At 60.2% G+C, this 24,522-nt stretch carries 20 protein-coding genes; 12 read left to right on the top strand and 8 right to left on the bottom strand.

From position 1 onward, the window contains the following. Window positions 1-106: 106 nt before the first annotated feature. Both TX23_RS02325 and TX23_RS02320 read right to left on the bottom strand, forming a co-directional pair. Window positions 107-910 carry a hypothetical protein gene (locus tag TX23_RS02325; protein WP_057700847.1) on the bottom strand — a complete coding sequence of 268 codons (804 nt, stop codon included), beginning with the start codon at window positions 908-910 and terminating at the stop codon, window positions 107-109. Between the two features lie 99 nt (window positions 911-1,009). After that, window positions 1,010-1,972: an alpha/beta hydrolase gene (locus TX23_RS02320; RefSeq protein WP_057700846.1), complete on the bottom strand. Its 963-nt coding sequence runs from the start codon at window positions 1,970-1,972 to the stop codon at window positions 1,010-1,012. Window positions 1,973-2,115: 143 nt separating this feature from the next. Between TX23_RS02320 and aroC the strand changes: the two genes are divergently transcribed. From aroC to TX23_RS02300, 4 genes are all read left to right on the top strand, one after another. Beyond that, complete coding sequence (gene aroC, locus TX23_RS02315) at window positions 2,116-3,207, top strand: chorismate synthase (RefSeq protein WP_057700845.1); 1,092 nt, start codon at window positions 2,116-2,118, stop codon at window positions 3,205-3,207. A 76-nt stretch (window positions 3,208-3,283) separates the two neighbouring features. Beyond that, window positions 3,284-4,447 (top strand): MFS transporter, encoded by a 1,164-nt coding sequence (locus tag TX23_RS02310; RefSeq protein WP_057700844.1) that lies wholly within the window; start codon window positions 3,284-3,286, stop codon window positions 4,445-4,447. Beyond that, the gene (locus tag TX23_RS02305) at window positions 4,444-4,974 is read left to right on the top strand and encodes an acireductone dioxygenase (protein ID WP_057700843.1); all 531 of its coding nucleotides are present in this window, start codon (window positions 4,444-4,446) and stop codon (window positions 4,972-4,974) included. Before TX23_RS02310 ends, TX23_RS02305 begins: the two co-directional genes overlap by 4 nt. Before the next feature lie 209 nt (window positions 4,975-5,183). Next, the gene (locus TX23_RS02300) at window positions 5,184-5,453 is read left to right on the top strand and encodes a response regulator transcription factor (protein WP_057700842.1); all 270 of its coding nucleotides are present in this window, start codon (window positions 5,184-5,186) and stop codon (window positions 5,451-5,453) included. 58 nt (window positions 5,454-5,511) lie between these two features. Here TX23_RS02300 and TX23_RS02295 read toward each other — a convergent pair whose 3' ends face one another. Further along, on the bottom strand, window positions 5,512-5,790 hold the full coding sequence (locus TX23_RS02295) for a DUF3509 domain-containing protein (RefSeq protein ID WP_003172952.1): 279 nt from the start codon (window positions 5,788-5,790) through the stop codon (window positions 5,512-5,514). A 405-nt stretch (window positions 5,791-6,195) separates the two neighbouring features. Here TX23_RS02295 and TX23_RS02285 point away from each other — a divergent pair, with 405 nt between their 5' ends. The 5 genes from TX23_RS02285 to TX23_RS02265 all read left to right on the top strand — a co-directional run bounded on the left by TX23_RS02285 (window position 6,196) and on the right by TX23_RS02265 (window position 12,354). Beyond that, window positions 6,196-8,022, top strand: a complete 1,827-nt coding sequence (locus tag TX23_RS02285; protein ID WP_057700840.1) for a long-chain-acyl-CoA synthetase — start codon at window positions 6,196-6,198, stop codon at window positions 8,020-8,022. 106 nt (window positions 8,023-8,128) lie between these two features. Next, complete coding sequence (locus tag TX23_RS02280; RefSeq protein WP_057700839.1) at window positions 8,129-8,644, top strand: ankyrin repeat domain-containing protein; 516 nt, start codon at window positions 8,129-8,131, stop codon at window positions 8,642-8,644. Window positions 8,645-8,684: 40 nt separating this feature from the next. Further along, window positions 8,685-9,215, top strand: a complete 531-nt coding sequence (locus TX23_RS02275) for a hypothetical protein (RefSeq protein WP_057700838.1) — start codon at window positions 8,685-8,687, stop codon at window positions 9,213-9,215. A 69-nt stretch (window positions 9,216-9,284) separates the two neighbouring features. Beyond that, window positions 9,285-9,476 carry a PLDc N-terminal domain-containing protein gene (locus TX23_RS02270; RefSeq protein WP_003172956.1) on the top strand — a complete coding sequence of 64 codons (192 nt, stop codon included), beginning with the start codon at window positions 9,285-9,287 and terminating at the stop codon, window positions 9,474-9,476. Between the two features lie 790 nt (window positions 9,477-10,266). Continuing rightward, entirely contained in the window at window positions 10,267-12,354 is a 2,088-nt protein-coding gene (locus tag TX23_RS02265; RefSeq protein ID WP_057700837.1) for an LTA synthase family protein, read from the top strand. A 178-nt stretch (window positions 12,355-12,532) separates the two neighbouring features. Here TX23_RS02265 and TX23_RS26765 read toward each other — a convergent pair whose 3' ends face one another. Continuing rightward, on the bottom strand, window positions 12,533-12,685 hold the full coding sequence (locus TX23_RS26765) for a DUF3309 family protein (RefSeq protein ID WP_003192767.1): 153 nt from the start codon (window positions 12,683-12,685) through the stop codon (window positions 12,533-12,535). Between the two features lie 327 nt (window positions 12,686-13,012). Between TX23_RS26765 and TX23_RS02260 the strand changes: the two genes are divergently transcribed. Then, on the top strand, window positions 13,013-13,828 hold the full coding sequence (locus TX23_RS02260) for an SDR family oxidoreductase (RefSeq protein ID WP_057700836.1): 816 nt from the start codon (window positions 13,013-13,015) through the stop codon (window positions 13,826-13,828). A gap of 127 nt (window positions 13,829-13,955) precedes the next feature. Next, on the top strand, window positions 13,956-14,159 hold the full coding sequence (gene csrA, locus TX23_RS02255) for a carbon storage regulator CsrA (protein ID WP_057700835.1): 204 nt from the start codon (window positions 13,956-13,958) through the stop codon (window positions 14,157-14,159). Between the two features lie 8 nt (window positions 14,160-14,167). Here the strand turns inward: csrA and TX23_RS02250 are convergent, their stop codons facing one another. The 4 genes from TX23_RS02250 to TX23_RS02235 form a co-directional block, all read right to left on the bottom strand. Then, entirely contained in the window at window positions 14,168-14,395 is a 228-nt protein-coding gene (locus tag TX23_RS02250; protein ID WP_057700834.1) for a YheU family protein, read from the bottom strand. Window positions 14,396-14,470: 75 nt separating this feature from the next. Further along, entirely contained in the window at window positions 14,471-15,655 is a 1,185-nt protein-coding gene (locus TX23_RS02245; protein ID WP_057700833.1) for an osmoprotectant NAGGN system M42 family peptidase, read from the bottom strand. A gap of 164 nt (window positions 15,656-15,819) precedes the next feature. Continuing rightward, window positions 15,820-17,565, bottom strand: a complete 1,746-nt coding sequence (gene ngg, locus TX23_RS02240) for an N-acetylglutaminylglutamine synthetase (RefSeq protein ID WP_057700832.1) — start codon at window positions 17,563-17,565, stop codon at window positions 15,820-15,822. 3 nt (window positions 17,566-17,568) lie between these two features. Then, window positions 17,569-19,341 carry an N-acetylglutaminylglutamine amidotransferase gene (locus TX23_RS02235; RefSeq protein WP_057700831.1) on the bottom strand — a complete coding sequence of 591 codons (1,773 nt, stop codon included), beginning with the start codon at window positions 19,339-19,341 and terminating at the stop codon, window positions 17,569-17,571. A gap of 368 nt (window positions 19,342-19,709) precedes the next feature. Here TX23_RS02235 and TX23_RS02230 point away from each other — a divergent pair, with 368 nt between their 5' ends. Continuing rightward, window positions 19,710-24,521 (top strand): NEL-type E3 ubiquitin ligase domain-containing protein, encoded by a 4,812-nt coding sequence (locus TX23_RS02230; RefSeq protein ID WP_057700830.1) that lies wholly within the window; start codon window positions 19,710-19,712, stop codon window positions 24,519-24,521. The last annotated feature ends 1 nt before the right edge of the window (window position 24,522 follow it).

The following is a 24,522-nucleotide window of genomic DNA, read 5'->3' as shown; positions in this document are numbered from 1 at the left end:
GATAACGCGTGTTTCCTGAATAAACGCGGCGCCTATGGGTTTTTCGCGAGCAAGCTCGCTCCTACTGGCATCAGGGCAAGCCTCACACTGACCGCATTGCAGCCTATCAGCGGTGCGTGGCAATCCAGATCAACAAGCCCGCCTGAAACACCGTAAACGCCACCAGGCAGGTGATGGTAAAGCGCAGCCCGCTGTCCTCACGCTTGAACTTGATGACTTTTTCCTCTTCCTTGCGCAGCTTCACTTCCTGTTCCGCCAGGTTCTGATCGGCCTGTTGCAGCATCTGCGCAGCTTCGAGAATCTCCACGAACTGCACCTTCTCGGTGTTCCAGCTGTCCAGCACGTCGCCGACCTTGCCCGGCTGCACATTGCCTTTGAGGTGCTGCACATCGGCATAGGCCACATCAAATCCCTGGATACGCAGGAAGTGATCGCGGCGCAGGCGCGTGGCTTCGTTGAGGGCGTCCTTGTTGGCCAGGTCCACACCGTCGACGCGGTAGTGGGACCACTTCTTTTTCGCCCAGGCGGCGGCCTGAGCCACCAGGAAGCGGCCGATACCGCGGTTGGCCGGTTCGATTTCCAGGCTGTTACCAGGGCCGAAATGCACGCGGTGTTTATCGTGGTCCACCCAGATATCCAGGTGGTTCTGCTCGCTGCGTACCCGCTGGCCGGGCAGTTGAACAACCATGCGCAACAGGCTGTGGTGCCTGTCATGGCGCTCGGCGTAGCCGAACTGCACGAAGCGCAACGGTCGTGCACCCGTGGCACGGTCGGTTGTCAGCGGAGCCAGGCGCAGCATCTTGAAATGTTCGGCGTGGACGTCCGCCCACGGCAGGGCCGCCGCCTCGACGGCCGCGGTTGCAGTCGAGGTGTCGGGGGTAGATTCGGGTGTTGCTTCGGTGGTTGTCATGCGGCGCGATCCTGTCCAAGCCCAGCAAGCCGACAGTCTTTTTACTGTCGACTCTGGACTTATCGGCCGCTTTCCCCAGGACTGGAGGCAAATTGTCGCTTAACGGGGTTGAAGTCCGTCGATAAACGCGACGATACGCTGGCCCAGTTCGGCGGCCAGCGGCAGTTTCGGGTCATTGTAGGAGGCCAGTTGCTGCTTCACGTTGTTGGGCACGATGCGCATGACGTGGTTCATGCCTTCGATGACCCTCAACTGCGCGTCGGGCTTGGCTTGTTTGAGCTGCTGGGCATCCGCGACACCGACCTGAATATCGTTGGTGCCCTGGATGATCAATGCCGGCATGTTCAGCCTGGCGAAGGCGGCCGATGGATCGGCGCGGAACAGGCTGATCAGGTAGGGCTGCACGCTCGGCCGGAAGATGCCCTCCAGTGGGCGCGGTACGTCGGTATCCACCTGGCCGGCCTTGAGGTGGTCGAGGATTTCATTGCTGCGCAGCAACAGGGCAGGGGGCAAGTGATCGGCCAGTTGCTGACGAATCACCTGGTCGACCGGACGCGCGCTGCCAGACAAGGAAATGACCCCGGCCGGTTCAAGCTGCGGCGCGGCGAGGGCGGCGACCAGCGCGCCTTCACTGTGGCCCAGCACAATCAGTGGGCCCATGCGCTTGTCGGCCTTGAGCAACTTGCCCCAGGCCACGGCGTCGGCCACATAGGCGTCGAGGGTGAGGTTGCGCTCATCCGGCGTGGCGGCCAGGCTGGCGGCCACGCCGCGCTTGTCGTAGCGCACGCTGGCGATGTTATGCCGGGCGAGCACCCAGGCCAGGCGCTTGAGGCTGTCATTGCGGGCGCCGTCGGCGCTGTTGCCATTGCGGTCGGTAGGGCCGGAGCCGGCGATGATCAGCACCACCGGCACGGGTTTGTCGGATTGAGGCAACAATAATGAGCCAAACAGTTGGCCGCTGCCGGTGTCCAGGCTGATAGGGCGTTGCAGTACCACAGGGGAGGCGGCCTGGACCGCGGCGGTAAACAGGGTGAGGGTGAACAGCAGAACTCGCAGCATCATCGCGCCATCATCAGTGAGGTGCCGGTTGGACCAATGTCTACCGGTAAGGTTTCGAGGATGAACTAGTCGGTTAGCCTGCGTATACTGGCCGCCTTAAGTTATTACGGTTGACTTGATTCAACTGATTTCACGGAGCGCCCTGCATGTCCGGCAATACCTTCGGCAAGCTGTTCACTGTCACCACCGCCGGCGAAAGCCACGGCCCGGCGTTGGTCGCCATTGTCGACGGCTGCCCACCAGGCCTCGAGCTGAGCCTGGACGACCTGCAGCGCGACCTCGACCGCCGCAAGCCCGGCACCAGCCGCCACACCACCCAGCGCCAGGAGCCGGACGAAGTCGAAATCCTTTCCGGGGTGTTCGAGGGCCGCACCACCGGCTGCGCCATTGGCCTGTTGATTCGCAACACCGACCAGAAGTCCAAGGACTACTCGGCCATCAAGGACCTGTTCCGTCCGGCCCATGCCGACTACACGTACCACCACAAATACGGCGAGCGCGACTACCGCGGCGGTGGCCGCAGCTCGGCGCGCGAAACCGCCATGCGCGTGGCCGCCGGTGCCATCGCCAAGAAATACCTGGCCACCCAGGGCATTGTCATCCGTGGCTACATGAGCCAGTTGGGCCCGATTGAGATCCCGTTCAAAACCTGGGACAGCGTGCAAGACAACGCCTTCTTCTGTCCCGACCCGGACAAGGTGCCCGAGCTGGAAGCCTATATGGACCAGCTGCGCCGCGACCAGGACTCCGTCGGCGCCAAGATCACCGTGGTGGCCGAAGGCGTGAAGCCGGGCCTGGGCGAGCCGATCTTCGACCGCCTTGACGCCGAACTGGCCCACGCGCTGATGAGCATCAACGCAGTGAAGGGCGTGGAGATCGGTGCGGGTTTCTCCTGCGTTGCCCAGCGCGGTACCGAACATCGCGATGAGCTGACGCCTGAAGGTTTCCTCAGCAATAACGCCGGTGGCATCCTTGGCGGTATTTCCTCCGGCCAACCGATTGTTGCGCACCTGGCGCTCAAGGCGACTTCGAGCATTACTACCCCGGGCCGTTCGATCGATGTACACGGCAACCCGGTGGACGTGATCACCAAGGGCCGTCACGACCCGTGCGTCGGCATCCGCGCCACGCCGATTGCCGAGGCCATGATGGCCATCGTGTTGATGGACCACCTGCTGCGCAACCGTGGGCAAAATGCCGATGTGCGTGTGACCACACCGGTACTGGGTCAGCTGTGATCGCCGCCGGCACGCGAGCGAGCTTGTTGTGGCGAGCAAGCTTGCTCGCGCTGGGCGGTGAAGCAGCCCCAATAAAATGACCCCCGTGCTCCCATACTGGCGCCTCTCCAGCTTCTACCTGTTCTACTTCGCCCTGCTCGGGGCGACAGCGCCGTTCCTGGCGCTGTACTTCGATCACCTGGGTTTTTCCAGTGCGCGCATCGGCGAGCTGGTGGCCATCCCCATGCTGATGCGCTGCGTGGCGCCGAACCTGTGGGGCTGGATCGGCGACATCACCGGCCGGCGCCTGGCCATCGTGCGATTTGGCGCGGTCTGTACCCTGGCCAGTTTTTGTCTGATCTTCTTCAGCAAGACCTACGCCTGGCTGGCGATGGTCATGGCCCTGCACGCGTTCTTCTGGCACGCAGTGCTGCCGCAGTTTGAAGTCATCACCCTGGCCCACCTGCACAAGCAAACCTCGCGCTACAGCCAGATCCGTCTGTGGGGCTCCATCGGCTTTATCCTCACCGTCGTGATCATGGGGCGCCTGTTCGACTGGCTGAGCCTGGATATCTACCCGGTCGTGGTGGTGGTGATCATGGCCGGCATCATCGGCGCCAGCCTGTGGGTGCCCAATGCCCAGCCGGCCAGTCATGGCAACCGCCTGGCCGGTGACGGCTTCCTCAAACAACTGCGCAGCCCCGGGGTGCTGGCGTTCTATGCCTGCGTAGCACTGATGCAAATGAGCCATGGCCCGTATTACACCTTCCTCACCCTGCACCTGGAACACTTGGGCTACAGCCGTGGCGTGATCGGTATGTTGTGGGCCCTGGGGGTGGTGGCGGAGGTGCTGATGTTCCTGGCCATGAGCCGCATCCTTGCGCGCTTTTCGGTGCGCCGGGTGCTGCTGGCCAGCTTTGTGCTGGCAGCGTTGCGCTGGTTGCTGCTGGGCTCCTTCGCCGAATTTTTCTGGGTGTTGCTGTTGGCGCAACTCATGCACGCGGCCACATTCGGCAGTTTTCACGCGGCGGCGATTGCCTTCGTGCAGCGCAGCTTCGGTGATCGTCAGCAGGGCCAGGGTCAAGCCCTGTATGCTGCTTTGGCCGGTACCGGCGGTGCCCTCGGTGCTCTGTATTCCGGGTATAGCTGGAACCTCTTGGGTCCGACCCTGACATTCAGTATCGCCAGCCTCGCGGCCCTGGCCGCCGCCATTATTATTGGCCTTCGATTGCAAGAGCCGAACCAAGGAACCGTGCAATGAGTTATGTAGCCGTCTACCACATCGCCACTGCAAACACCCCCAACAAGGTGTTGACCCATTTCGACGACATCCAGTCGACCCTGGCCGAGCACGGCGTAGGCTTTGAACGCTGGCAGCCCGGCGTTATCGAGAAAGGCGCCAGTGAGGCGCAAATGATCACAGCGTACCGTCCACAGATCGATGCCCTTGGCTATGCCACGACGCAGGTGGTCAGCGTGACGGGTGATCATCCCCACAAGCCCGAGTTACGTGATCAGTTCCTGGTAGAGCGCACCTACAGTGAAGATAGCGCGTGCTTCTTCATCGCCGGCCAGGGCCTGTTCATGTTGCATGTGGGGGATTACGTATACGGCGTGCGTGCCGAGAAAAATGACCTGCTGGTTATCCCGGCGGGTATACCGCACTGGTTCGACATCGGCGAGAACCCGCATTTGGTGGCGCTGCGTTTGTTCAACACCGCCCAGGGCGAGGTGCCGACGTTCAGCCCAGATCCTATTGCCGCTGGTTTTCCAGGGCTGGACGACTAAGCATACATATCTAAATGTTCAACCCAGGCAAGTTGGAACTTGTTGTGGGAAAAAGCCTGAATATTCGTAGGGTAAAGCTGTTTGTTCTGTGTTGTACGCTTTCATTCCGCTCGTTATGTAACTCTCTGTGCGGCGCCAATGTTTATGTCATCTGTCAATAGGAGGAGTCCGAAAGGCGGTGCCGCATCAGCATATATAAGGAGAGAGCAATGAGCAGCCCAGACCAGACGTGTCACCCCATGGATAGCGTGCCGACGGCTATCAGAAAACGCCTGAACTTGTCCGGCAAGCCCCTTACACCAACGGAGCTGGAAATCCTGCGGTGGGCTTCCGAGGGCAAGACCATCTGGGAAATCAGCCAGATTCGCGCCACCTCCGAAGCGGCGGTCAAGTTCCATCTGCGCAATATCTACGGCAAGCTGGACGTCACCAACCGGGTACAGGCGAAAAACGAAGCCACTCGCCAAGGCTTGTGCTGAAGCCACAAAAAAGGGCCGCGACGCTCAACGGCGTCGCGGCCCTTTTTATGTCTGTCGTTTATGCCGAATGGTAAGTCGGCAGCGCGAAGCGGTTCTGGCTTTGCAGCATCGAAATCTGTGGCAACTCGCTGGCTTGTTCGGCCAGGTCACGGCGAATGGCGCTGATCACCCAAGTCAGTTGATCGGCGGTGTGCAGTTGCTGGTACGAGATCGAGCGCTTGACCTGTTTGCCTTCGCTGTTGCGCAAGGTCAACAGGATGCCACCGTCTGGACGGGGCTGGGTGGTGACGTCGTAGTTGGAGAATACTGAAGCGAATTTATCTTGGATCAGGCTCATGTCTATCAGCTCCATTGGCTCAAGTTGGCAAGCATGGAGTGATAAGTGCAGTGATTGTGCCAGTATTGGTTAAAGAAAAAAGTCTTTTAAAATCAGTAAGTTATAAAATTTTCTGATTTTCATTTTCGTGCAATTTGCATGAAAGGCCATCGTGCATCCTGCATTTTGCGTTATTTGCTCGACGACTTGGGGACGGTGTCGGGCTTGCCTTACCGCTATTGACCGCTTTTTTTGCTGGAAAATTCCATTGATCGCGGCAGCTGTCCTTTGGGATACAAAACTTTGCAAATCCCGCGTGTACAGCCAAAGAAGGGCTGACGTATTTTCCTGTAACGCATCGCGCGAACCCAAGGGCCTGTCGATGTATCCGGACCCGACCAAAAATAAGAAAAAGGACGTCCCGCCATGAGCCATCGGCAAAACGACATGATTACCTGGGGCATGATGCTGCGAAAGGTGCCAGCCATCGTTCGAGCGCTCCCCCGTGTGGTTCGCGGTATGCGTGCGGCCAATGTCACTGACCCCAGGCAACCTTGCGGCCTGGGTTGGCATTTCGAGCAAGCGACCTTGCGCAATCCTGACGGTGCTGCGCTGCTTTACGCTGACAAGGTGATCAGCTACCGCGACGCCAATCAGCAGGCCAATCGCATCGCCCATTACCTGCACGACCAGGGTGTTCGCAAAGGCGACGTGGTGGCGCTACTGATTGAAAATCGTCCCGAGTTGCTGCTCAACGTATTGGCTGTGGCCAAGTTGGGCGGTGTCTGCGCCATGCTCAATACGTCGCAGACCCAGGGGACGCTGGTGCACAGCCTGACGTTGGTCAACCCGGTTGCCATTGTGGTGGGGGCAGAGTTGCTGAGCGCCTACGCGGCGGTGCGCGATCAGGTGCAGATTCCGCCCCAGCGCACCTGGTATGTGGCGGAGCCACCCGACAGTGCGATTCCCGAGGGCTATATCGACCTGATGGCCGCCAGCGCCGGGCACCCGGTAGACAACCTTGCGATCTGCGCGCAGATTTCATACAACGATCCCTGCTTCTATATTTATACCTCCGGCACCACCGGCCTGCCCAAGGCCGGCATCATGAAGCATGGACGCTGGACCAAGACCGCCGTGAGCTTCGGCAGCATTGCCCTGGACATGTCAACGCAGGACGTCCTCTATTGCACCTTGCCGCTGTATCACGGCACCGGTTTGTGTGTGTGCTGGGGCTCGGCCATTATCGGCGCGTCCGGCTTCGCCATTCGACGCAAATTCAGCGCCAGCCAGTTCTGGGAGGATGCGCGCAGGTTCAACGCGACCACTCTCGGCTATGTCGGTGAGTTATGCCGCTATTTGCTCGACCAGCCGCCCAGCGACCAGGATTGCGATAACCGCGTGACCAAGATGGTTGGCAATGGCCTGCGCCCCGGCGTGTGGGCGCAGTTCAAACAGCGCTATGAGGTCGAGCATATCTGCGAGCTGTATGCGGCCAGTGACGGCAATATCGGTTTTACCAACGTGCTGAATTTTGACAACACCATCGGCTTTTGCCTGCAGCATTGGGCGTTGGTGGATTACGCCCCTGATACAGGGGAGCCGTTGCGCGGCAGTGACGGGTTCATGCACAAGGTCTCCACGGGCGGGCAGGGCTTGTTGCTGGCGAAGATCGATGAAAAGTCGCCGTTCGATGGTTACACCGACCCCGAGAAAAATCGCAAGGTGGTGATCAGCGACGTCTTCGAGAAAGGCGATCGCTATTTCAATACCGGCGACCTGGTACGCAGCATCGGCTTCGGTCATGCGCAATTTGTTGATCGCCTGGGCGACACCTACCGATGGAAGGGTGAAAACGTCTCGACCACCGAAGTGGAAAACGTGCTGCTGCAACATCCGCAAATCGCCGAAGTGGTGGCTTATGGTGTCGAGATCGCGAACACCAATGGCCGTGCAGGCATGGTCGCCATCACCCCCAGTGAGTCTTTGGCTGCCCTGGACATGCGCGAACTGCTGCAATTTGCTCACGGCCAGTTGCCGCATTATGCGGTGCCGCTGTTCCTGCGGATCAAGGTGAAGATGGAAACCACCGGCACCTTCAAGTACCAGAAAATGAAACTCAAAGAGGAAGCGTTCGACCCCGCCCTGGCCGGCAATGACCCGGTGTATGCCTGGCTGCCGGGTTCGCAGAGCTACGTGCCGGTTACCGGGCAGTTGTTGGCGCAGATCCAGGGCGGGCACTTTCGTTATTGATTCTGGCTATGGCGGCTTTTGACAAAAAAGCCATGACAGCGGGGAACTCCATCGCGACACTGGGCGCCTTATCCAGTTACACAAGCCGCCTCAGCAAGGAGCCCCCATGTCAGACCAGCCTAAACAAATGACCGAAGACGAAGCTGCCGAATTTGCCGAGCAGGTTTTCGACGTGGCTCGCCGCGGCGACGCCGCCATGCTCGCTGCGTTGTTGGCCAAGGGCTTGCCGGCCAACTTTCGTAATCACAATGGCGACACCTTATTGATGCTCGCGGCCTACCACGGCCACGCCGAGGCGGTGAAAGTGTTGCTCGAATTCAAGGCCGATCCCTTGATCGCCAACGACAAAAATCAGCTGCCGATTGCCGGCGCAGCGTTTAAAGGCAACCTGCCGGTGGTTCAGGCGCTGATCGAGGGCGGCACGCCGGTTGAGGCGGCCTCATCGGACGGGCGTACGGCGTTGATGATGGCGGCGATGTTCAACCGCGTTGAAATGGTCGAGTACCTGCTCGGTCAAGGCGCCAATCCCAAGGCTATCGACGCGCAAGGCGCCACGGCGCTGGCGGCGGCACAGACCATGGGCGCGGTGGATACGGCGGCGCAGTTGCAGAAACTGGTGTAGGCTACGCGCCCTCCAAAACCCGCTCGCTACAGGATCGCCCATGAAAACCGCCCTCGTCGAACTCATCAGCAAAATCAGCGCCGGCGTCATGGCTGAGGATGAGGTGGCGCGTATCGCCGACGAAGCGGCGCAAGCCTACGCAGACCCGGTAGCGTTCCTGGCGGCAAACCCGGATATCAACTACGACGACAGCTTCCCGATCCCGCTGGGAGAGTGGGTGGTGGTGGGCAGTCTGCCCGATACGGTGTTGTTCCAGGCTGATACCTACGGCGACCTGTTTGCCCAGATCGTCGCCTCGTTTGGTCCGGGCGTGGCCTTCAATCTCAAACCCAAGCAATTGGCCAAGACTGAAGACCTGACGGCGTTGAACCGCATCCAGATCCAGATGAGCGCCCTGAGCCCGGAAGACGGCGGTTATGTGCTGATGAACTTCAGCCAACTGCTGGATGACGAAATCCAGGCCGTATTGGTGTTCGGCAATGACCTGCCGCGCGTGCTGCAACTGTGCGCTGAAGTGGGCATCAAGGCTGAACCGTCGCTTGAAGCACTGAAGATCGCCGTACACGTCTGAAATTAAAACGGAACCCCCGCCAAGGCTGACTATCCTACAAGTGCATGCCCTCACTTTAGGAGCGACACCATGGGTTCCACTTTCAACGGTCTGATTGGCCTGATCATCCTCGCGCTGGATATCTGGGCGATCATCAACGTGTTCAAAAGCGGCGCAAGCACGGGCGCCAAAGTGCTGTGGATCCTGTTGATCCTGCTGTTGCCGGTACTGGGTCTGATTATCTGGGCTATCGCCGGGCCACGCGGTAACGTGCGGATCTAAGACCTCACTCCTTCTGGAGTGGGCTCAGTCAATGTGGGAGGGGGCTTGCCCCCGATGGCGGCCTAAGAGCCGGCCAGGATGTTGGGCTTTGATCGAGTACATATCCGTTATTTGGGTAACGGCTGCTATTGGTTCCGCTTTTACAGCGGGTCACTTTTGGAAAAGAGCCCCAAAAGTAACCAAAAGGGCTCTTGCCCCACCACTCGGCACCTCGCCTAGGCTCGGTGTGCCCGTAATCCGCCATGGATTTGGGGGGCCGCCGCCACGCGCCATCCATGGCGCGGGGCGGCTAAACCGGCATCCCTGCCGGTTTACCCCCCAAATCCCTGTCGAATTCCGGCCAGCGTGGTTTGACGGGGCGCCTGAGATCAAGATCAAAAGCAGATCAAAAGCAGATCAAAAGCAGATCAAGAGCGGCTCGCTTCGCATCGTGGTTAGGTCGGCAGCGGCTACAAAAAGTTGTGTAGATACCCATGGTTATCGGGGGCAAGCCCCCTCCCACATTGGTTTTCACTGCGACAACTGGATTTGTGTGTCGAAAGTATTCGCTGCACGAAATTTTCACATCCCATCCAAGACAATTTGCCGGCTTTATCCCCTTGCCAAGGCTCTGACTGCAACGCTCTTAAAGGTTGGAGCGTGGTACACGTTCAGTAATTAATAGCCTTGCCGGCCTTGATCGGGCACCATTTGTGCCACCGCGTAAACCGCTTACCCCAGCCAGCCTGGGCGAGGGCGGACGCCACTGCATTATTTCGCAACTTAAACTTCCAATGGGTCCTAAAACGACATGGCAAACCCGGACGCCCTGAATCAGCAGCGAGCCTCAAATCGCCTGCTGCAACCGACCGTCAAATCCCATCTGGCGTACACGCTGCTCTGCGCACTGGTCATGATGGTGATGTTCTCCCTGCTGCGCCTGGCGTTGCTGGTCTACAACCGCGAGATGATCCTGGACACGCCGGCCTCGACCTTCCTGGAAGCGTTCGCCAATGGCCTGCGCCTGGACATCCGCCTGGTGATGTACCTGCTGATTCCGCTGCTGCTGGCATTGTTCAGTGTACGGGCCATGGCGGCACGGGGATTCTTCCGTTTGTGGCTGACCGTCGTGTCCAGCATCACCCTGTTCCTGGGCCTGATGGAGATGGACTTCTACCGTGAATTCCACCAACGCCTCAACGGCCTGGTCTTCCAGTATGTAAAGGAAGACCCGAAAACCGTGATGAGCATGCTCTGGTACGGTTTCCCGGTGGTGCGCTACCTGCTCGCCTGGGCCGTGGGCACGCTGATTCTGAGCATGGCCTTCAAGGGCGCCGACCGTGCAACGCGCCCGCGTGGCCCGTTCAGCGGCGGCACCATCAGCACGCGCCAAGTGGCTCCGTGGTACAGCCGCATCGCCGTATTCGTGGTGTGCCTGCTGGTCGCCGTGGTCGCCATCCGCGGCACCCTGCGCCAGGGCCCGCCGCTGCGCTGGGGTGATGTCTATACCACCGATTCCAATTTCGCCAACCAGTTGGGCCTCAATGGCACCCTGTCGCTGATCGCGGCGGCCAAGGCGCGCTTCGGTGAAGACCGCGCCAATATCTGGAAGGCGACGCTGGAACAACCGCTGGCCACCCAGACCGTGCGCGACATGCTGGTGCTGCCGCAAGAGAAGCTGGTAGACACCGACACCGCTGCCGTGCGCCGTGACTTCACGCCTCCGGCCGAGAAAACCTTGCCGATCAAGAACGTCGTCGTGATCCTGATGGAAAGCTTCGCCGGTCACTCGGTGGGCGCATTGGGCCGTCCGGGCGATATCACGCCGTACTTCGACAAGCTGACCAAGGAAGGCTTGCTGTTTGACCGCTTCTTCTCCAACGGCACTCATACCCACCAGGGTATGTTCGCCACCATGGCCTGCTTCCCGAACCTGCCGGGCTTCGAATACCTGATGCAGACGCCCGAAGGCAGCCACAAGTTGTCGGGCCTGCCGCAGTTGCTCAGTGCACGTGATTTCGACGATGTGTATGTCTATAACGGCGATTTCGCCTGGGACAACCAGTCGGGCTTTTTCAGCAACCAGGGCATGACCAACTTCATCGGCCGCAACGACTTTGTCGACCCGGTGTTCTCCGACCCCACCTGGGGCGTGTCCGACCAGGACATGTTCAACCGTGGTCTGGAGGAGCTCAAGGCTCGCGAAGGCGGCAAACCGTTCTACGCGTTGCTGCAAACCCTGTCCAACCACACGCCGTACGCGTTGCCGACGCCATTGCCGGTTGAGAAAGTCACCGACCGTGGCAGCCTCAACGAGCATTTGACGGCCATGCGCTACTCTGACTGGGCCCTGGGCCAGTTTTTTGAAAAGGCCCGCAAGGAGCCGTACTTCAAGGAAACTCTGTTCGTGATTGTGGGCGACCACGGTTTCGGCAACGAACAACAGATCACCGAAATGGACCTGGGCCGCTTCAACGTGCCGATGCTGATGATCGCACCGGGCATGCAGGAAAAGTTTGGTGTACGTGACCACACCGTGGGCACCCAGATCGACATCGTGCCAACCATCATGGGCCGCCTGGGTGGCGATACGTTGCATCAGTGCTGGGGGCGTGACCTGTTGAACCTGCCGGAAGGCGACAAGGGCTTCGGCGTGATCAAACCTTCGGGCAGCGACCAGACCGTCGCCTTGCTCACCGGTGACCGCGTGCTGGTATTGCCCAAGGAAATGCCACCCAAGTTGTGGGAATACACCCTGGGCGCAGAACCCACTGGCAAGGTGATCCCCGATTCGCCGGACGAAGCCGCACTCAAGCAGAAACTTGAGTCGTTCCTGCAGACTGCTACCAAGAGCCTGCTGGATAACACCGCAGGTGTGGTAGATGGCAAACCGGACTAACTGACCGGCAATAAAAAAGAGGCCCTCTAGAGAGAGGGCCTCTTTTTTTTGCTTGTGAATTGTAGGCGCTCGCTTGCTCGCGAAGAACGTCGATACACCGCAGTTAACCAGGCAGTGCGCGTTACCGTTGACGTTTCTCGCGAGCAAGCTCGCTCCTACAAAAAGCGTAGCGCGGCGTTTATATCTTGCCGAGCAACAACAGCACCAGCAGGACGACCAGCACCACACCCAGGATACCCGACGGACCATAACCCCAGTTACGCGAGTGCGGGAACACCGGCAGGCCACCGACCAATAGAAGGATCAGGATAATGATTAGAATGAGGCTCATGTTTTATTCCTTATAGGTTCTGTGCAAAAACCGGCTGTTTGACCGTTATCTCGTCCATGTGTATTGGGACGCCTTAACCATTCCGACTCATGCACTTGGCAGAAAATTCATTGTTTTTCTAAAACATTTTGATTAGTTGCTTATTTCTTTTAACCCGTACGCAACTTTAACTAATCAGTTGAAAAAAATGGAACTTGAGCTATATGTGCGGCTGCGACCCAGCCACGGGTTTGCTTCTGGCATTCATCAATCTGATGGTGCGTGGGTGCGGGAAAAACCTTCGCTACACTGCCGGTCACTTCTTCGGTAAACCACAAGGTTACTTCTATGCAAAACCGCATGATGATCACTGGCGCCGGGTCCGGCCTGGGTCGTGAAATCGCTCTGCGCTGGGCCCGTGAGGGCTGGCAGTTGGCGTTGTCGGATGTCAGCGAGCCCGGTTTGCACGAAACCCTCAAGCTTGTGCGCGAGGCGGGGGGTGACGGGTTTACCCAGCGCTGCGACGTGCGCGACTACAGCCAGCTCACCGCGTTTGCCCAGGCGTGTGAGGTCAAGCTCGGTGGCATTGATGTGATCGTCAACAACGCAGGCGTGGCCTCGGGTGGGTTCTTCGCCGAACTGTCTCTGGAAGATTGGGACTGGCAGATCGCAATCAACCTGATGGGTGTGGTCAAGGGCTGCAAGGCGTTCCTGCCGCTATTGGAAAAGAGCAAGGGCCGGATCATCAACATCGCGTCGATGGCTGCACTGATGCAGGGGCCGGCCATGAGCAACTACAACGTGGCCAAGGCTGGCGTGGTGGCGTTGTCGGAAAGCCTGTTGGTAGAACTCAAGCAGCAGGAAGTGGGTGTGCACGTGGTGTGCCCGTCGTTTTTCCAGACCAACCTGCTCGACTCCTTCCGTGGTCCGACCCCCGCCATGAAGGCGCAGGTGGGCAAGTTGCTTGAAAGTTCACCTATTTCGGCGGCCGATATCGCTGATTACATCTACCAGCGCGTGGCCGCAGGCGAATTTATGATCCTGCCCCATGAACAAGGGCGCATGGCCTGGGCATTGAAGCAGAAAAACCCGCAGTTGCTGTACGACGAGATGACCCTGATGGCTGACAAGATGCGCGCCAAGGCGCAGGCTATTAAGGGCTGATTTAGGTGGAGTCTGTCAGGCAAATTACCTACCAGCGTAGGTAGTGCCTGATTTTCCAGCAAGCCATTGCCGGTCCATTTTCAAGGGTGCATGGTCCAGGTCCTGCTACTTGAAAAGGACACACGCCATGCTGGTCTTAAGCCGCGCCATAGGCGAAGCCATCGCTATCGGCGATGACATCACCGTCTATATCCTCGAAGTGAACGGCGCACACGTGAAATTCGGCATCGAAGCTCCTGTGGGCGTCAACGTGCACCGTGCCGAGGTCTACCGCAAGATTCGCGAACGCCAGGGGCCCGTCACGCATCCCGTGCCGGTACCCAACCCTTAGGCAGGTTTTCAATCGAACAGATGCTTGGGCACATCGTGCTTGAGCATCAGCTGGCATTGCTCGCTCTCGGGGTCAAAGATAATCAGCGCCTGGCCCTTGGTCAGTGCCTGGCGTACGCGCAGTACGCGGGTTTCCAGTGGCGTGTCGTCGCCATTGTCGGTGCCGTCGCGGGTGACAAAGTCTTCGATGAGGCGGGTCAGGGTGTCGACTTCAAGTGCATCGTAGGGAATCAGCATACAAGCCTCAGGTGTCAGGTCCCGGCGATGCTACTGCGCCGGGACCCAGGTTGCCAGTAGCAGCGGTTGCCGGCGTCAGGACTTGTTGCCGACCAGGCTATCCACCGACGGCACGCGGGTGTCGCTCTCCATTTGTGTTTCATGCTCGATCTGATGACTGAACCGATCCAGGGAACCCTGGGCCGGTTGCGCGTCACTGGCAAATACCGGCGGGCTGAGGATATAGGCGCCCAGCAAGCGGCTCAGAGCGGCCAGGCTGTCGATATGAGTTCGCTCGTAGCCGTGGGTGGCATCGCAACCGAAGGCCAGCAGTGCGGTGCGAATATCGTGGCCGGCGGTGACCGCCGAGTGCGCATCGCTGAAGTAATAGCGGAACAGATCGCGGCGCACCGGCAGGTCGTTATCGGCGGCCAGGCGCAGCAAGTGCCGCGACAGGTGATAGTCGTATGGCCCGCCGGAATCCTGCATCGCCACGCTTACCGCGTGTTCGCTGGAGTGCTGGCCCGGGGCGACCGGGGCGATGTCGATGCCGACAAATTCACTGACATCCCAGGGCAGGGCGGCCGCTGCGCCACTGCCGGTTTCCTCGGTGATGGTGAACAGCGGGTGGCAGTCGATCAGCAGCGGTTCGCCACTGTCGATAATGGCCTTGAGCGCCGCGAGCAGGGCGGCGACACCCGCCTTGTCATCCAGGTGGCGGGCGCTGATGTGCCCGCTCTCGGTGAATTCGGGCAGTGGGTCGAAGGCCACATAGTCGCCCACGCTGATGCCCAGGGAATCGCAGTCGGCCCGGGTGGCGCAGTAAGCGTCCAGGCGCAGCTCGACATGGTCCCAGCTCACCGGCATTTCATCCACGGCAGTGTTGAACGCGTGCCCGGATGCCATCAACGGCAATACGCTGCCGCGGATCACACCGTTATCGGTGAACAGGCTGACCCGGCTGCCTTCGGCAAAGCGGCTCGACCAGCAGCCCACCGGTGCCAGGGTCAGACGGCCGTTGTCCTTGATCGCGCGCACGGCGGCGCCGATGGTGTCCAGGTGCGCAGAGACGGCACGGTCAGGGCTGTTTTTCTGGCCCTTGAGGGTGGCGCGAATGGTGCCGCGCCGGGTCATTTCAAACGGGATGCCGAGTTCTTCCAGGCGCTCGGCGACATAGCGCACGATGGTGTCGGTAAACCCGGTGGGGCTGGGAATGGCGAGCATCTCCAGCAGCACTTTTTGCAGGTAGGCGAGATCGGGTTCTGGGATGGTTCGGGTCATGGAAACTCCTGATGAGTTGAGGGCATCGATGGTTTCGATGAAGGGGCTGGAGCGTCGTCGCCTGGGCCGGCCTCATCGCGGGCAAGCCCGGCTCCCACATTGGAATGCAGTCACTGTGGGAGCCGGGCTTGCCCGCGATAGCGCCGGAGCAGGCGACACATCGTTCAAGCCGTCGGCTGACTGTGGGGAAACAACAAATCCACAAACTTCTCTGCAGTCGGTTGCGGTTCATGGTTGGCCAGCCCGGCCCGTTCATTGGCTTCGATAAACACATACTCCGGCTGATCGGCCGCGGGCACCATCAGGTCCAGGCCGACCATGGGAATATCCAGGGCGCGGGCGGCGCGTACGGCAGCGTCCACCAAGGTCGGGTGCAGGATGGCGGTGACGTCTTCCAGGCAACCGCCGGTATGCAGGTTAGCGGTTCGTCGCACGGCCAACGTCTGACCACGGGGCAGGATGCTGTCGTAGTCGTAACCGGCGGCCTTGAGCGTACGCTCGGTCTCGCCGTCCAGGGGGATCTTGCTTTCACCATCGGTGGCGGCCTGACGACGTCGGCTTTGCGCTTGGATCAAAGCGCGAATCGAATGCTGACCATCGCCGATCACTTCAGCAGGGCGGCGAATCGCGGCGGCGACCACTTCAAAGCCGATCACCAGGATGCGCAGGTCCAAACCCTCGTGAAAGCTTTCGAGCAACACCCTGCTGTCGAACTGGCGTGCCGCTTCGATGGCCTGCTGCACCTCCTCGATCGTTCCCAGGTCCACCGCCACGCCCTGGCCCTGTTCGCCATCAAGCGGCTTGACCACCACGCGCTGGTGCTCGTCGAGAAACTCCAGGTTGTCGTCGGCACTACCTGCCAACTGCTGCGCAGGCAACTTAAGGCCAGCGGCCTTGAGTACCTTGTGGGTCAGGCTCTTGTCCTGGCACAGGGTCATGCTGATGGCACTGGTCAGGTCGCTCAGCGACTCGCGGCAGCGCACGCGGCGCCCGCCGTGGCTGAGGGTGAACAGCCCGGCATCGGCGTCATCCACCTGCACATCGATGCCGCGCCGATGGGCTTCTTCGACGATGATTCGCGCATAGGGGTTGAACCCGGCCTGCGGCCCGGGGCCGAGGAACAGCGGCTGGTTGATGCCGTTCTTGTGCTTGATCGCAAAGGTGGTCAGTGCGCGAAAACCCAGCTTGACGTAAAGGCTCTTGGCCTGGCGGTTATCGTGCAGCACCGACAGGTCCAGATAGCTCAAGCCACGGCTCATGAAGTGCTCCACCAGGTGGCGCACCAGTACTTCACCGACGCCGGGGCGGGTGCACTGCGGGTCTACCGCCAGGCACCACAGGCTGCAACCGTTCTCCGGATCGTGAAAGGCTTTTTGATGGTTGAGGCCCATTACGCTGCCGATCACCGCGCCGCTGTCTTCGTCCTCAGCCAGCCAGTACACCGGGCCGCCTTGATGGCGCGGCGTGAGGCGTTCGGCGTCGACGGGCAACATGCCGCGGCCCTGATACAGCAGGTTGACGGCGTGCCAATCGGCTTCGCTTTGCACCCGACGGATCCGAAAGCCGCGAAACACGCGGGTGGCGGGGCGGTAGTCACTGAACCACAGGCGCAGCGTGTCGGATGGGTCCAGAAACAATTGCTGCGGATCGATCCCGAGGATTTGCTGGGGCGCGGCCACATACAGGGCGATGTCACGCTCGCCGGGTTGTTCGTTGAGCAGCTCCTGGGCGAGGCTGGCAGGGTCGGCAAAGGTATGCCCGATCAACAAGCGCCCCCAACCGCAATGCACGGCAATCGGTTCGGGGCCTTGCGGGCTGCCGTCTTCGGCGAGCCGGGCCTGCAGGCGCTCGTAGGACGGCGCCTGGCCCTTGATCAAGCGTTGGCTATACGCCGCGGCGTTAGGTTTCATGGATCAGATTCCTTGTTCGCTGAGCCACAGGTTCAGCGCCGCCAGTTGCCACAGCTTGGAGCCGCGCAATGGGGTCAGTTGACCCTGTGGGTCCGTCAGCAGGCGGTCGAGCATGGCGGGGTTGAACAGGCCGCGGTCCTGGCTCGGATCCAGCAGCAGTTCGCGCACCCAGTTCAGGGTGTCGCCCTGCAAGTGCTTGAGGCCGGGCACCGGGAAGTAGCCTTTTTTACGGTCGATGACTTCGCTGGGGATCACTCGGCGCGCAGCCTCTTTGAGCACCTGCTTGCCGCCATCGGGCAATTTGAACTTGCCCGGCACGCGCGCCGACAGCTCCACCAGGCGGTAGTCGAGGAACGGCGTACGGGCTTCCAGGCCCCAGGCCATGGTCATGTTGTCGACGCGTTTGACCGGGTCATCCACCAGCATCACGGTGCTGTCCAAGCGCAGGGCCTTGTCCACGGCGGCGTCTGCTCCCGGCATGGCAAAGTGTTCGCGTACGAAGTCGCCGGCGGCGTCGTTGGCGGTCAGCCATTTCGGCGCAACGGTGGCGGCATAGTCGTCGTAGCTGCGGTCGAAAAAAGCGTCGCGATACGCGGCATACGGGTCGCTGGCGCCGTCCACCTGCGGGTACCAGTGGTAGCCGGCGAACAATTCATCGGCGCCCTGGCCGCTCTGCACCACTTTGCAATGCTTGGCCACTTCTCGTGACAGCAGGTAGAAAGCGATGCAGTCGTGGCTGACCATCGGCTCGCTCATGGCGCGGAAGGCGGCCGGCAGTTGCTCGATGATCTCGCTTTCAGCGATGCGCAATTGGTGGTGGCGAGTGCCGTAATGGTTGGCGATCAGATCCGAATACTGGAACTCGTCGCCACGCTCGCCACCGGCATCCTCGAAGCCGATGGAGAAGGTCGACAAATCCTCTACGCCCACTTCGCGCAGCAGGCCGACGAGCATGCTCGAATCGACCCCGCCGGAGAGCAGCACGCCGACATCCACCGCCGCACGTTGGCGAATGGCCACGGCTTCGCGGGTGCTGTCGAGTACGCGGTCGGTCCAGTCTTCCAGGCTCAGATTCTGTTCATCCTCGCGGGGGCCGTAGGGCAGGGTCCACCAGGTTTTCTGTTCGGTCTTGCCGCTGGCCTCGATGCGCATCCAACTGGCGGGCGGCAGCTTTTCAATACCCGCCAACAGCGTGCGCGGCGCAGGCACCACGGCGTGGAAATTCAGGTAGTGGTTGAGCGCAACCGGATCGAGGATCGGGTTGATATCGCCCCCCTTGAGCAAGGCCGGCAACGCCGAGGCGAAACGCAGGCGTTGGCCGGTGCGTGACAGGTACAAGGGCTTCACACCGAGACGGTCACGGGCGATGAACAGACGCTGTGCATCGCGCTCCCAGATGGCGAACGCAAACATGCCGTTGAGCTTGGGCAGCAGCGCTTCACCCCAGGCGTGATAGCCCTTGAGCAGCACTTCGGTATCGCCGCCGGAATAGAAGGCGTAGCCCAGGGCTTCCAGCTCTTTTCGCAGTTCCGGGAAATTGTAAATCGCGCCATTGAACGCCAGGGACAACCCCAGTTGGGCGTCGACCATCGGTTGGGCGGAGCCGTCCGACAGGTCCATGATTTTCAGGCGGCGATGGCCCAGGGCAATCGGCCCTTGGGCGTGAAAGCCCCAGGCGTCTGGGCCGCGGGGGGCGAGGTGGTGCGTGATGCGTTCTACGGCTGCCAGGTCGGCAGGTTGATGATCAAAGCGTAACTCGCCAGCTAGTCCACACATAAGTTCCTTACCGGTTTTTCCGTTGGGGAGGGGTCAATACTCAATACGCCCAAAAGGGCGCGTACCCAGAAACTGACCCAGGTAAAACCAGGGAGTTTTAGAACGATAAGTTATAAGCCTTCCAGGCCTAATGGCTCGTTGCCCATTCGCCGGCTGGCTTGGCGTGCCGCGAAAGGGCGGTAAATACGGCAAGAATTGATGGGAATTGCAGGGCGTTAAGCCGCTCAATCCAGCGAGTATTCAAACCCTTCGGCGGCGGCGGTGGGCTTATCTTCGAGCGTTAACCATCAGAGCCATCAAGGACGGTCATCAATGAATGCAGATCAAGGACAGAAACGGTGTGGCGGGCTTTGGCCCAGGGAGGTCGCATGCCGCAGGTAAATGAAGTGGTTGGCCCCCGACTCAGCGCGCAGCTGCCGCGCAAATTGCTGGAAATGACTCAGGATCTGGATATAGCCCAGACGCTTCTCGACAACCTGCCTGGCTGGTTGGTGCAGACCGCTCCCGAAACGCGGACCGCCATTTGGCAGGCGCACGAAATCAGTGGGCCGCTGCGAGACACTGTCCATACCCGGTTGCAGGCGCTGGAGCCCCTCGATGAGTTTTGCATCGAGCGCCTTGAAGCCTATCTGTTATCCAAGGGGCATACGTTGGATGTGCAGCACGACGTGTTGGAAATGCCGCATCGCGAGATGACGAACCTCAACCCCGACTTGATGGGGCCGTTGACAGTGACGGTCACCGTTGAAAAGCACACCCTGTTGCAGGCTGCCATGCAGAACTTCAGTGCTGCGCGGGCCCAGTCCAGTGGACTGGTAATCGGTGCGCTGATCCGCAGCAAAGCTACCGGCCAGAAAGTCGACACCCTAAGTGCCCTTGAATTTGTGCGCTGTTGTCGTGAACTGGATTTGGGCGGCGCCTACCAACTGCACCTGCGAGAGGTGTTCGATCTGCCGCCCCCGAATGCCCCGCCGACTACGCATACGCATGACCCGGTGGCCCGGGACATTGCCAATCTCAAGATGAGCGATATGCTCCTGGACCTGCACATAGCGTCGGGCAAGGGGCACGTGAGCAAGGACACGGCTGCAACGTTGCTCAAGCAGCTCAAGAGCAATGGCGATACCCCGCCGAGCAAGGTTCTGCAGATGGATGGGGGGCCGTTGACCTGGCACGGATTAAATGTTGATCAGGCGTGCGCGTGGAGTGTGTTGGTGTTTTCCGGCGGTGCGTCGCAGAGCCTGCCCTCGGGGCATTGTGTGGTGTATATGCCCAACGAGCCGGAGCGGCCCTGGTTCGAATACGACACCCTCGCCGCATTCAATAGTTACCTGTCAGGGCAATTGCAGGTGCCTGCCTATCGCGAGTTTTTCAAAGGCTATCTGGACGAGTCCGAGCGCCCGGATTTTTTCCAACGGTTCGATACCCGCAATGCCGTAGAAAGCCTGGAGGCGGTTGCGGTTAACGTCAGCATTGCGCGGTTTTTCTTCGACGTTTACGTCGGCAAGGCGCAACTGGACGCCAGGGTACTGGCGGTGCCCGTGGCGGACGTGGACGAGGAGGCACGCACTGCATTGCTCGAACGCTATGTGGACCTGGGGTTGACCCTGGCCAATGTCGCCGGTTTTTTCGTGCCCGGCCTCGGCCAACTGATGCTGGGCGTGGGGGTAGGGCAGTTGCTGGGTGAAGTCTATGAAGGCGTTGAAGATTGGGAGCATCACCGCAAGACGCAGGCGCTGGAGCATTTGTTCAACGTGGCGGAAGGCATCGGTTCAATGATGGTGTTGGCGGCGGGGGGCAAGGTTGTGGGGTCGATGTTTACGCGTACGCAAAAGGAGGCCGCTGCATTTTTCGACCAGTTTGACGCGGTGCGATTGTCTGGCGGTGGCGCGCGGCTTTGGCGTCGTTCCCTTCGTCCGTATCAGCAAACCATCGGCGATGAGGTACTGGCCACGCCCAGTTACCGAGGGATTTACCAGTATCGGGGGCGCTCTTATGCTGCGATGGACGGCGCGCTTTACCGGGTTAACTTTGATTCCGCCCTTGGGCGCTGGCGAGCAGTGCATCCCGTGCGTGACACAGCTTACCGCCCGCCGTTGGAGCACAATGGCGTCGGTGGTTGGCGCCATCAGTCCGAACAAGTCGATCAGTGGCACACGCCGGCCTATGTGCTCAAGCGGCTGTCGCCGGACCTCAAGTCCCTGTCGCAGAGCCAGTTGGATGAAATTATCACCACGACCAACAGCCAATTACCCTGGTTACGGCAACTGGTGGAGCGCAACCAGGCATTGCCGCAACGCCTGCGCGACAGTGTGGTGCGCTGGCGGCAGGAACAAGTGTTTCATGACCTGATCTGGCAATTGCAATTCCAGAGCCAGACGCATCCGTCTACCGCTCGCCTGCAAATGTTTGCCTTGCCTTTGCTGGACGGCTGGCCCCAGGGGCGCTTTTTCGAGCTGTTGGATGAACACGGTGATTTACTCCAGCGGTTCCCGGACACCGCTCCATTCGATTACGAAGATTTAAGCATTCACGTCAGTGAACAGCAGATCAATAACGGACAGTTGATGCAAACCTTGCTCGACGCGCTCGATAACGAAGAGCGTGAGGCGTTGCTGGGGCCGAACGTCGAGCCTGAGGAGGCGCAGAAGGCATTGTCGGCCCGTCTGTTGTCAGTGGTTAAAGAACATTATGGCGAACTGTTCGAGCAGCTTTACCTGGACTCCGACCCGCTCCCCCAGGGCAATGCCGCCCTGCTCAAGAATCACTTCCCGCACCTGCCGACCGGAATGGCGCAGGAACTGCTGTTGCAGGCCACCTCGCAGGAGCGCCTGTACCTGCATAACACTCGCCGCGTGCCCCTGCGCCTGGCTCAGCGTGCCAGGCTGGCGTTGCACGAGCTACAGGAAGACCGTGCGGTGGCGGGATTTTATTTGCCGCAGTTGGCCAACGAATCGACCGAGCGCCTGGCGATTGCCCTGCTCGGCAAGTTGCGGGGCTGGCCCGCGCAACTGCGCGTGCAGCTGCATGAGCAGACCCTGGAAGGCGCCTTGCTTGGTAAGCAGGAAAACGCGTCGGCGAGTGTTCTGCGCAAAGTGGTCAAGTCTGCACGGGGCTATCAGGCGTTCGATGAGCGGGACGTTGCCTTGCACGATCCTGTCCCTGGGCCCTCCGGTTTTTACCAGGCACTGCTCAATACGTTGTCGGCTGCACAGCGCACCCGCCTGGGCATCTACGACACAGGGGAGCCTGGGGCTATGCAGCTGCAACTGAAGTTGCGTTGGCAGGTCGGCGATGAACGTGCCGATGTGGAGCGCTATCTGCGCGAACCGTCGGCCGAACCGCTGCCTGCCTGGCGCGAGGGATGCGTACAGGCGGCACCACCCGAGGTGCCGCAACAGCCGGCGACGCTGCTGCGCAAGGTCAGAAAGCTCTTCCCCTTGTTTGACGAGGCCCAGGCGTCGACGTTTGTCCAGGCGTTGGGAGCCGATCATCTGGCACGCGCCCGGGCGGTCAAGGCGTTGCAGCGCAACCTGCAAACGCTGTGTGCCGTACTGACGGCCTGGCGCAGCGATAAAGCGGCATTGGCAAAGATCCCCGGGCCGTTGGCGCAAGCACGGCTTAGCCGCAATAACATCGCACAGCGGCTTGAAGCGTGCTGGCGGCGTATGACTGGCCCTGGTGAGGTGCATCGGCTATCACTCGATGGCATGCTCGGTGGCCCGTTGCCTGTGTTGCCGCCCACAGTCGGTTTTGAGCATGTGCGCCAGCTATCGATGCGCAACATGGAGGTGAGTGACGAGCTGGCGTATTTCCTGAAGCATTTTACCGGGCTGAAATCCCTGGACGTGTCGGGGAACCGCTTGACGCGTCTGCCGGAGGTTGTCTCGACCGTGCCGCAACTGGAGTCGTTGTACCTGGATAATAATCAACTGACGCTGACCGACTACACGCGCGCCAAGTTGGCAGGCATGCGCAGTCTCAAAAGCCTGAACCTGGCGGGCAACCCACTGATTGATCCGCCCAAACTGCATGGCATGATCGGTTTGCGCGAGCTGTTCCTGAGTAACTGTCGACTCAAAACGTTTCCCGAAGGTCTGGCGCCTTTGGCTTTGCTTGAACATGTCGACCTGCGGGACAACGACATTACCGAGCTGCCGAACTGGTTATTCAACGCCGGTCCGGCGCGCACCCGCCCCATCAATTTGAGCCGTAATCCGTTGACCCTGCCGACGCGGATGCGAGTTCTGGAATATCGTCGCCTGAGAGGGTTTGGCATGGGGGTCTATGAAGATGATATTCCGATCATCAGCGAACAGGCCGCGCGGCAACTCTGGCTGCCGGAGCCGCTGGCGGCGGACTACCAGGCCAAGCTCACTACCTGGCAAATGCTCAAGGATGCCAGGGGCAGCGATGGCCTGTTCAAGCATCTGGCCGAGCTGGGCGGCTCGGCGGATCTGGAACGGGTGAAGCAGGACATGACGCGCAGGGTGTGGCGAGTGCTTGATGCGGTCAGAGCGCGCGCCGATCTGGCCGATGAGGTGTTTGAATGGGCGGGCACCCAACTCAATTGTGACGACGATGCCGCGGTGAGCTTCGGCGATCTGGAGATCCTGCTTGAAGTCAGTGAGATGCGCCGGCAGATCGAGGGTGGGAATCTGTCCGTCGGGCCACTGCTGAAGCTGGGGCGTGGCTTGTTTCGGCTGGATCGTCTGGAACAGATTGCCCGTGATTATCACCTCAAAAACCCGGCAACCGAGGGCCTGGAAGTGAGCCTGGCTTTTCGCACCGGCCTGGCGAATCGTTTTTATCTTCCAGGGCAGCCACAGCACATGCGTTTCGGCATTTTAGCCGGGGTGACGCCCCAAGCACTTGATGCTGCTGAACGCGAGGTCAGGGAGGCAGAGGCGACCGAGGCTTTCCCGACATTCATGCACGAGTTGCCCTACTGGCAAAAGTATCTCAAGCGCACACATGCTGACAGCTTTGAAGCCATTGGCACGCCGTTTCATACGCGTTTACAGGCGGTACTCGCCGACCCGGACCTCGATGAGGCGGCCCGAACGGCGAGTGTGGACCACATCAGTCGTGATAAAGCGGCATCCGAAAGTGCCGAGATCCAGCGGCTCACCCAAGAGGCTATTCGCGCCGAGGCACTCAATGTTTGCGCGATTCGTTAAG

Origin of the sequence: Pseudomonas paralactis, assembly GCF_001439735.1 — a bacterium.
Taxonomy (GTDB): Bacteria; Pseudomonadota; Gammaproteobacteria; order Pseudomonadales; family Pseudomonadaceae; genus Aquipseudomonas; species Aquipseudomonas paralactis.
This window is presented reverse-complemented; position numbering and strand designations above follow the sequence as displayed.

Bases quoted from the DNA above. Each gene is read 5' to 3' on its own strand.
- TX23_RS02325 (WP_057700847.1), bottom strand. From the start codon at position 910: ATGACAACCACCGAAGCAACACCCGAATCTACCCCCGACACCTCGACT.
- TX23_RS02320 (WP_057700846.1), bottom strand. From the start codon at position 1,972: ATGATGCTGCGAGTTCTGCTGTTCACCCTCACCCTGTTTACCGCCGCG.
- aroC (WP_057700845.1), top strand. From the start codon at position 2,116: ATGTCCGGCAATACCTTCGGCAAGCTGTTCACTGTCACCACCGCCGGC.
- TX23_RS02310 (WP_057700844.1), top strand. From the start codon at position 3,284: ATGACCCCCGTGCTCCCATACTGGCGCCTCTCCAGCTTCTACCTGTTC.
- TX23_RS02305 (WP_057700843.1), top strand. From the start codon at position 4,444: ATGAGTTATGTAGCCGTCTACCACATCGCCACTGCAAACACCCCCAAC.
- TX23_RS02300 (WP_057700842.1), top strand. From the start codon at position 5,184: ATGAGCAGCCCAGACCAGACGTGTCACCCCATGGATAGCGTGCCGACG.
- TX23_RS02295 (WP_003172952.1), bottom strand. From the start codon at position 5,790: ATGAGCCTGATCCAAGATAAATTCGCTTCAGTATTCTCCAACTACGAC.
- TX23_RS02285 (WP_057700840.1), top strand. From the start codon at position 6,196: ATGAGCCATCGGCAAAACGACATGATTACCTGGGGCATGATGCTGCGA.
- TX23_RS02280 (WP_057700839.1), top strand. From the start codon at position 8,129: ATGTCAGACCAGCCTAAACAAATGACCGAAGACGAAGCTGCCGAATTT.
- TX23_RS02275 (WP_057700838.1), top strand. From the start codon at position 8,685: ATGAAAACCGCCCTCGTCGAACTCATCAGCAAAATCAGCGCCGGCGTC.
- TX23_RS02270 (WP_003172956.1), top strand. From the start codon at position 9,285: ATGGGTTCCACTTTCAACGGTCTGATTGGCCTGATCATCCTCGCGCTG.
- TX23_RS02265 (WP_057700837.1), top strand. From the start codon at position 10,267: ATGGCAAACCCGGACGCCCTGAATCAGCAGCGAGCCTCAAATCGCCTG.
- TX23_RS26765 (WP_003192767.1), bottom strand. From the start codon at position 12,685: ATGAGCCTCATTCTAATCATTATCCTGATCCTTCTATTGGTCGGTGGC.
- TX23_RS02260 (WP_057700836.1), top strand. From the start codon at position 13,013: ATGCAAAACCGCATGATGATCACTGGCGCCGGGTCCGGCCTGGGTCGT.
- csrA (WP_057700835.1), top strand. From the start codon at position 13,956: ATGCTGGTCTTAAGCCGCGCCATAGGCGAAGCCATCGCTATCGGCGAT.
- TX23_RS02250 (WP_057700834.1), bottom strand. From the start codon at position 14,395: ATGCTGATTCCCTACGATGCACTTGAAGTCGACACCCTGACCCGCCTC.
- TX23_RS02245 (WP_057700833.1), bottom strand. From the start codon at position 15,655: ATGACCCGAACCATCCCAGAACCCGATCTCGCCTACCTGCAAAAAGTG.
- ngg (WP_057700832.1), bottom strand. From the start codon at position 17,565: ATGAAACCTAACGCCGCGGCGTATAGCCAACGCTTGATCAAGGGCCAG.
- TX23_RS02235 (WP_057700831.1), bottom strand. From the start codon at position 19,341: ATGTGTGGACTAGCTGGCGAGTTACGCTTTGATCATCAACCTGCCGAC.
- TX23_RS02230 (WP_057700830.1), top strand. From the start codon at position 19,710: ATGCCGCAGGTAAATGAAGTGGTTGGCCCCCGACTCAGCGCGCAGCTG.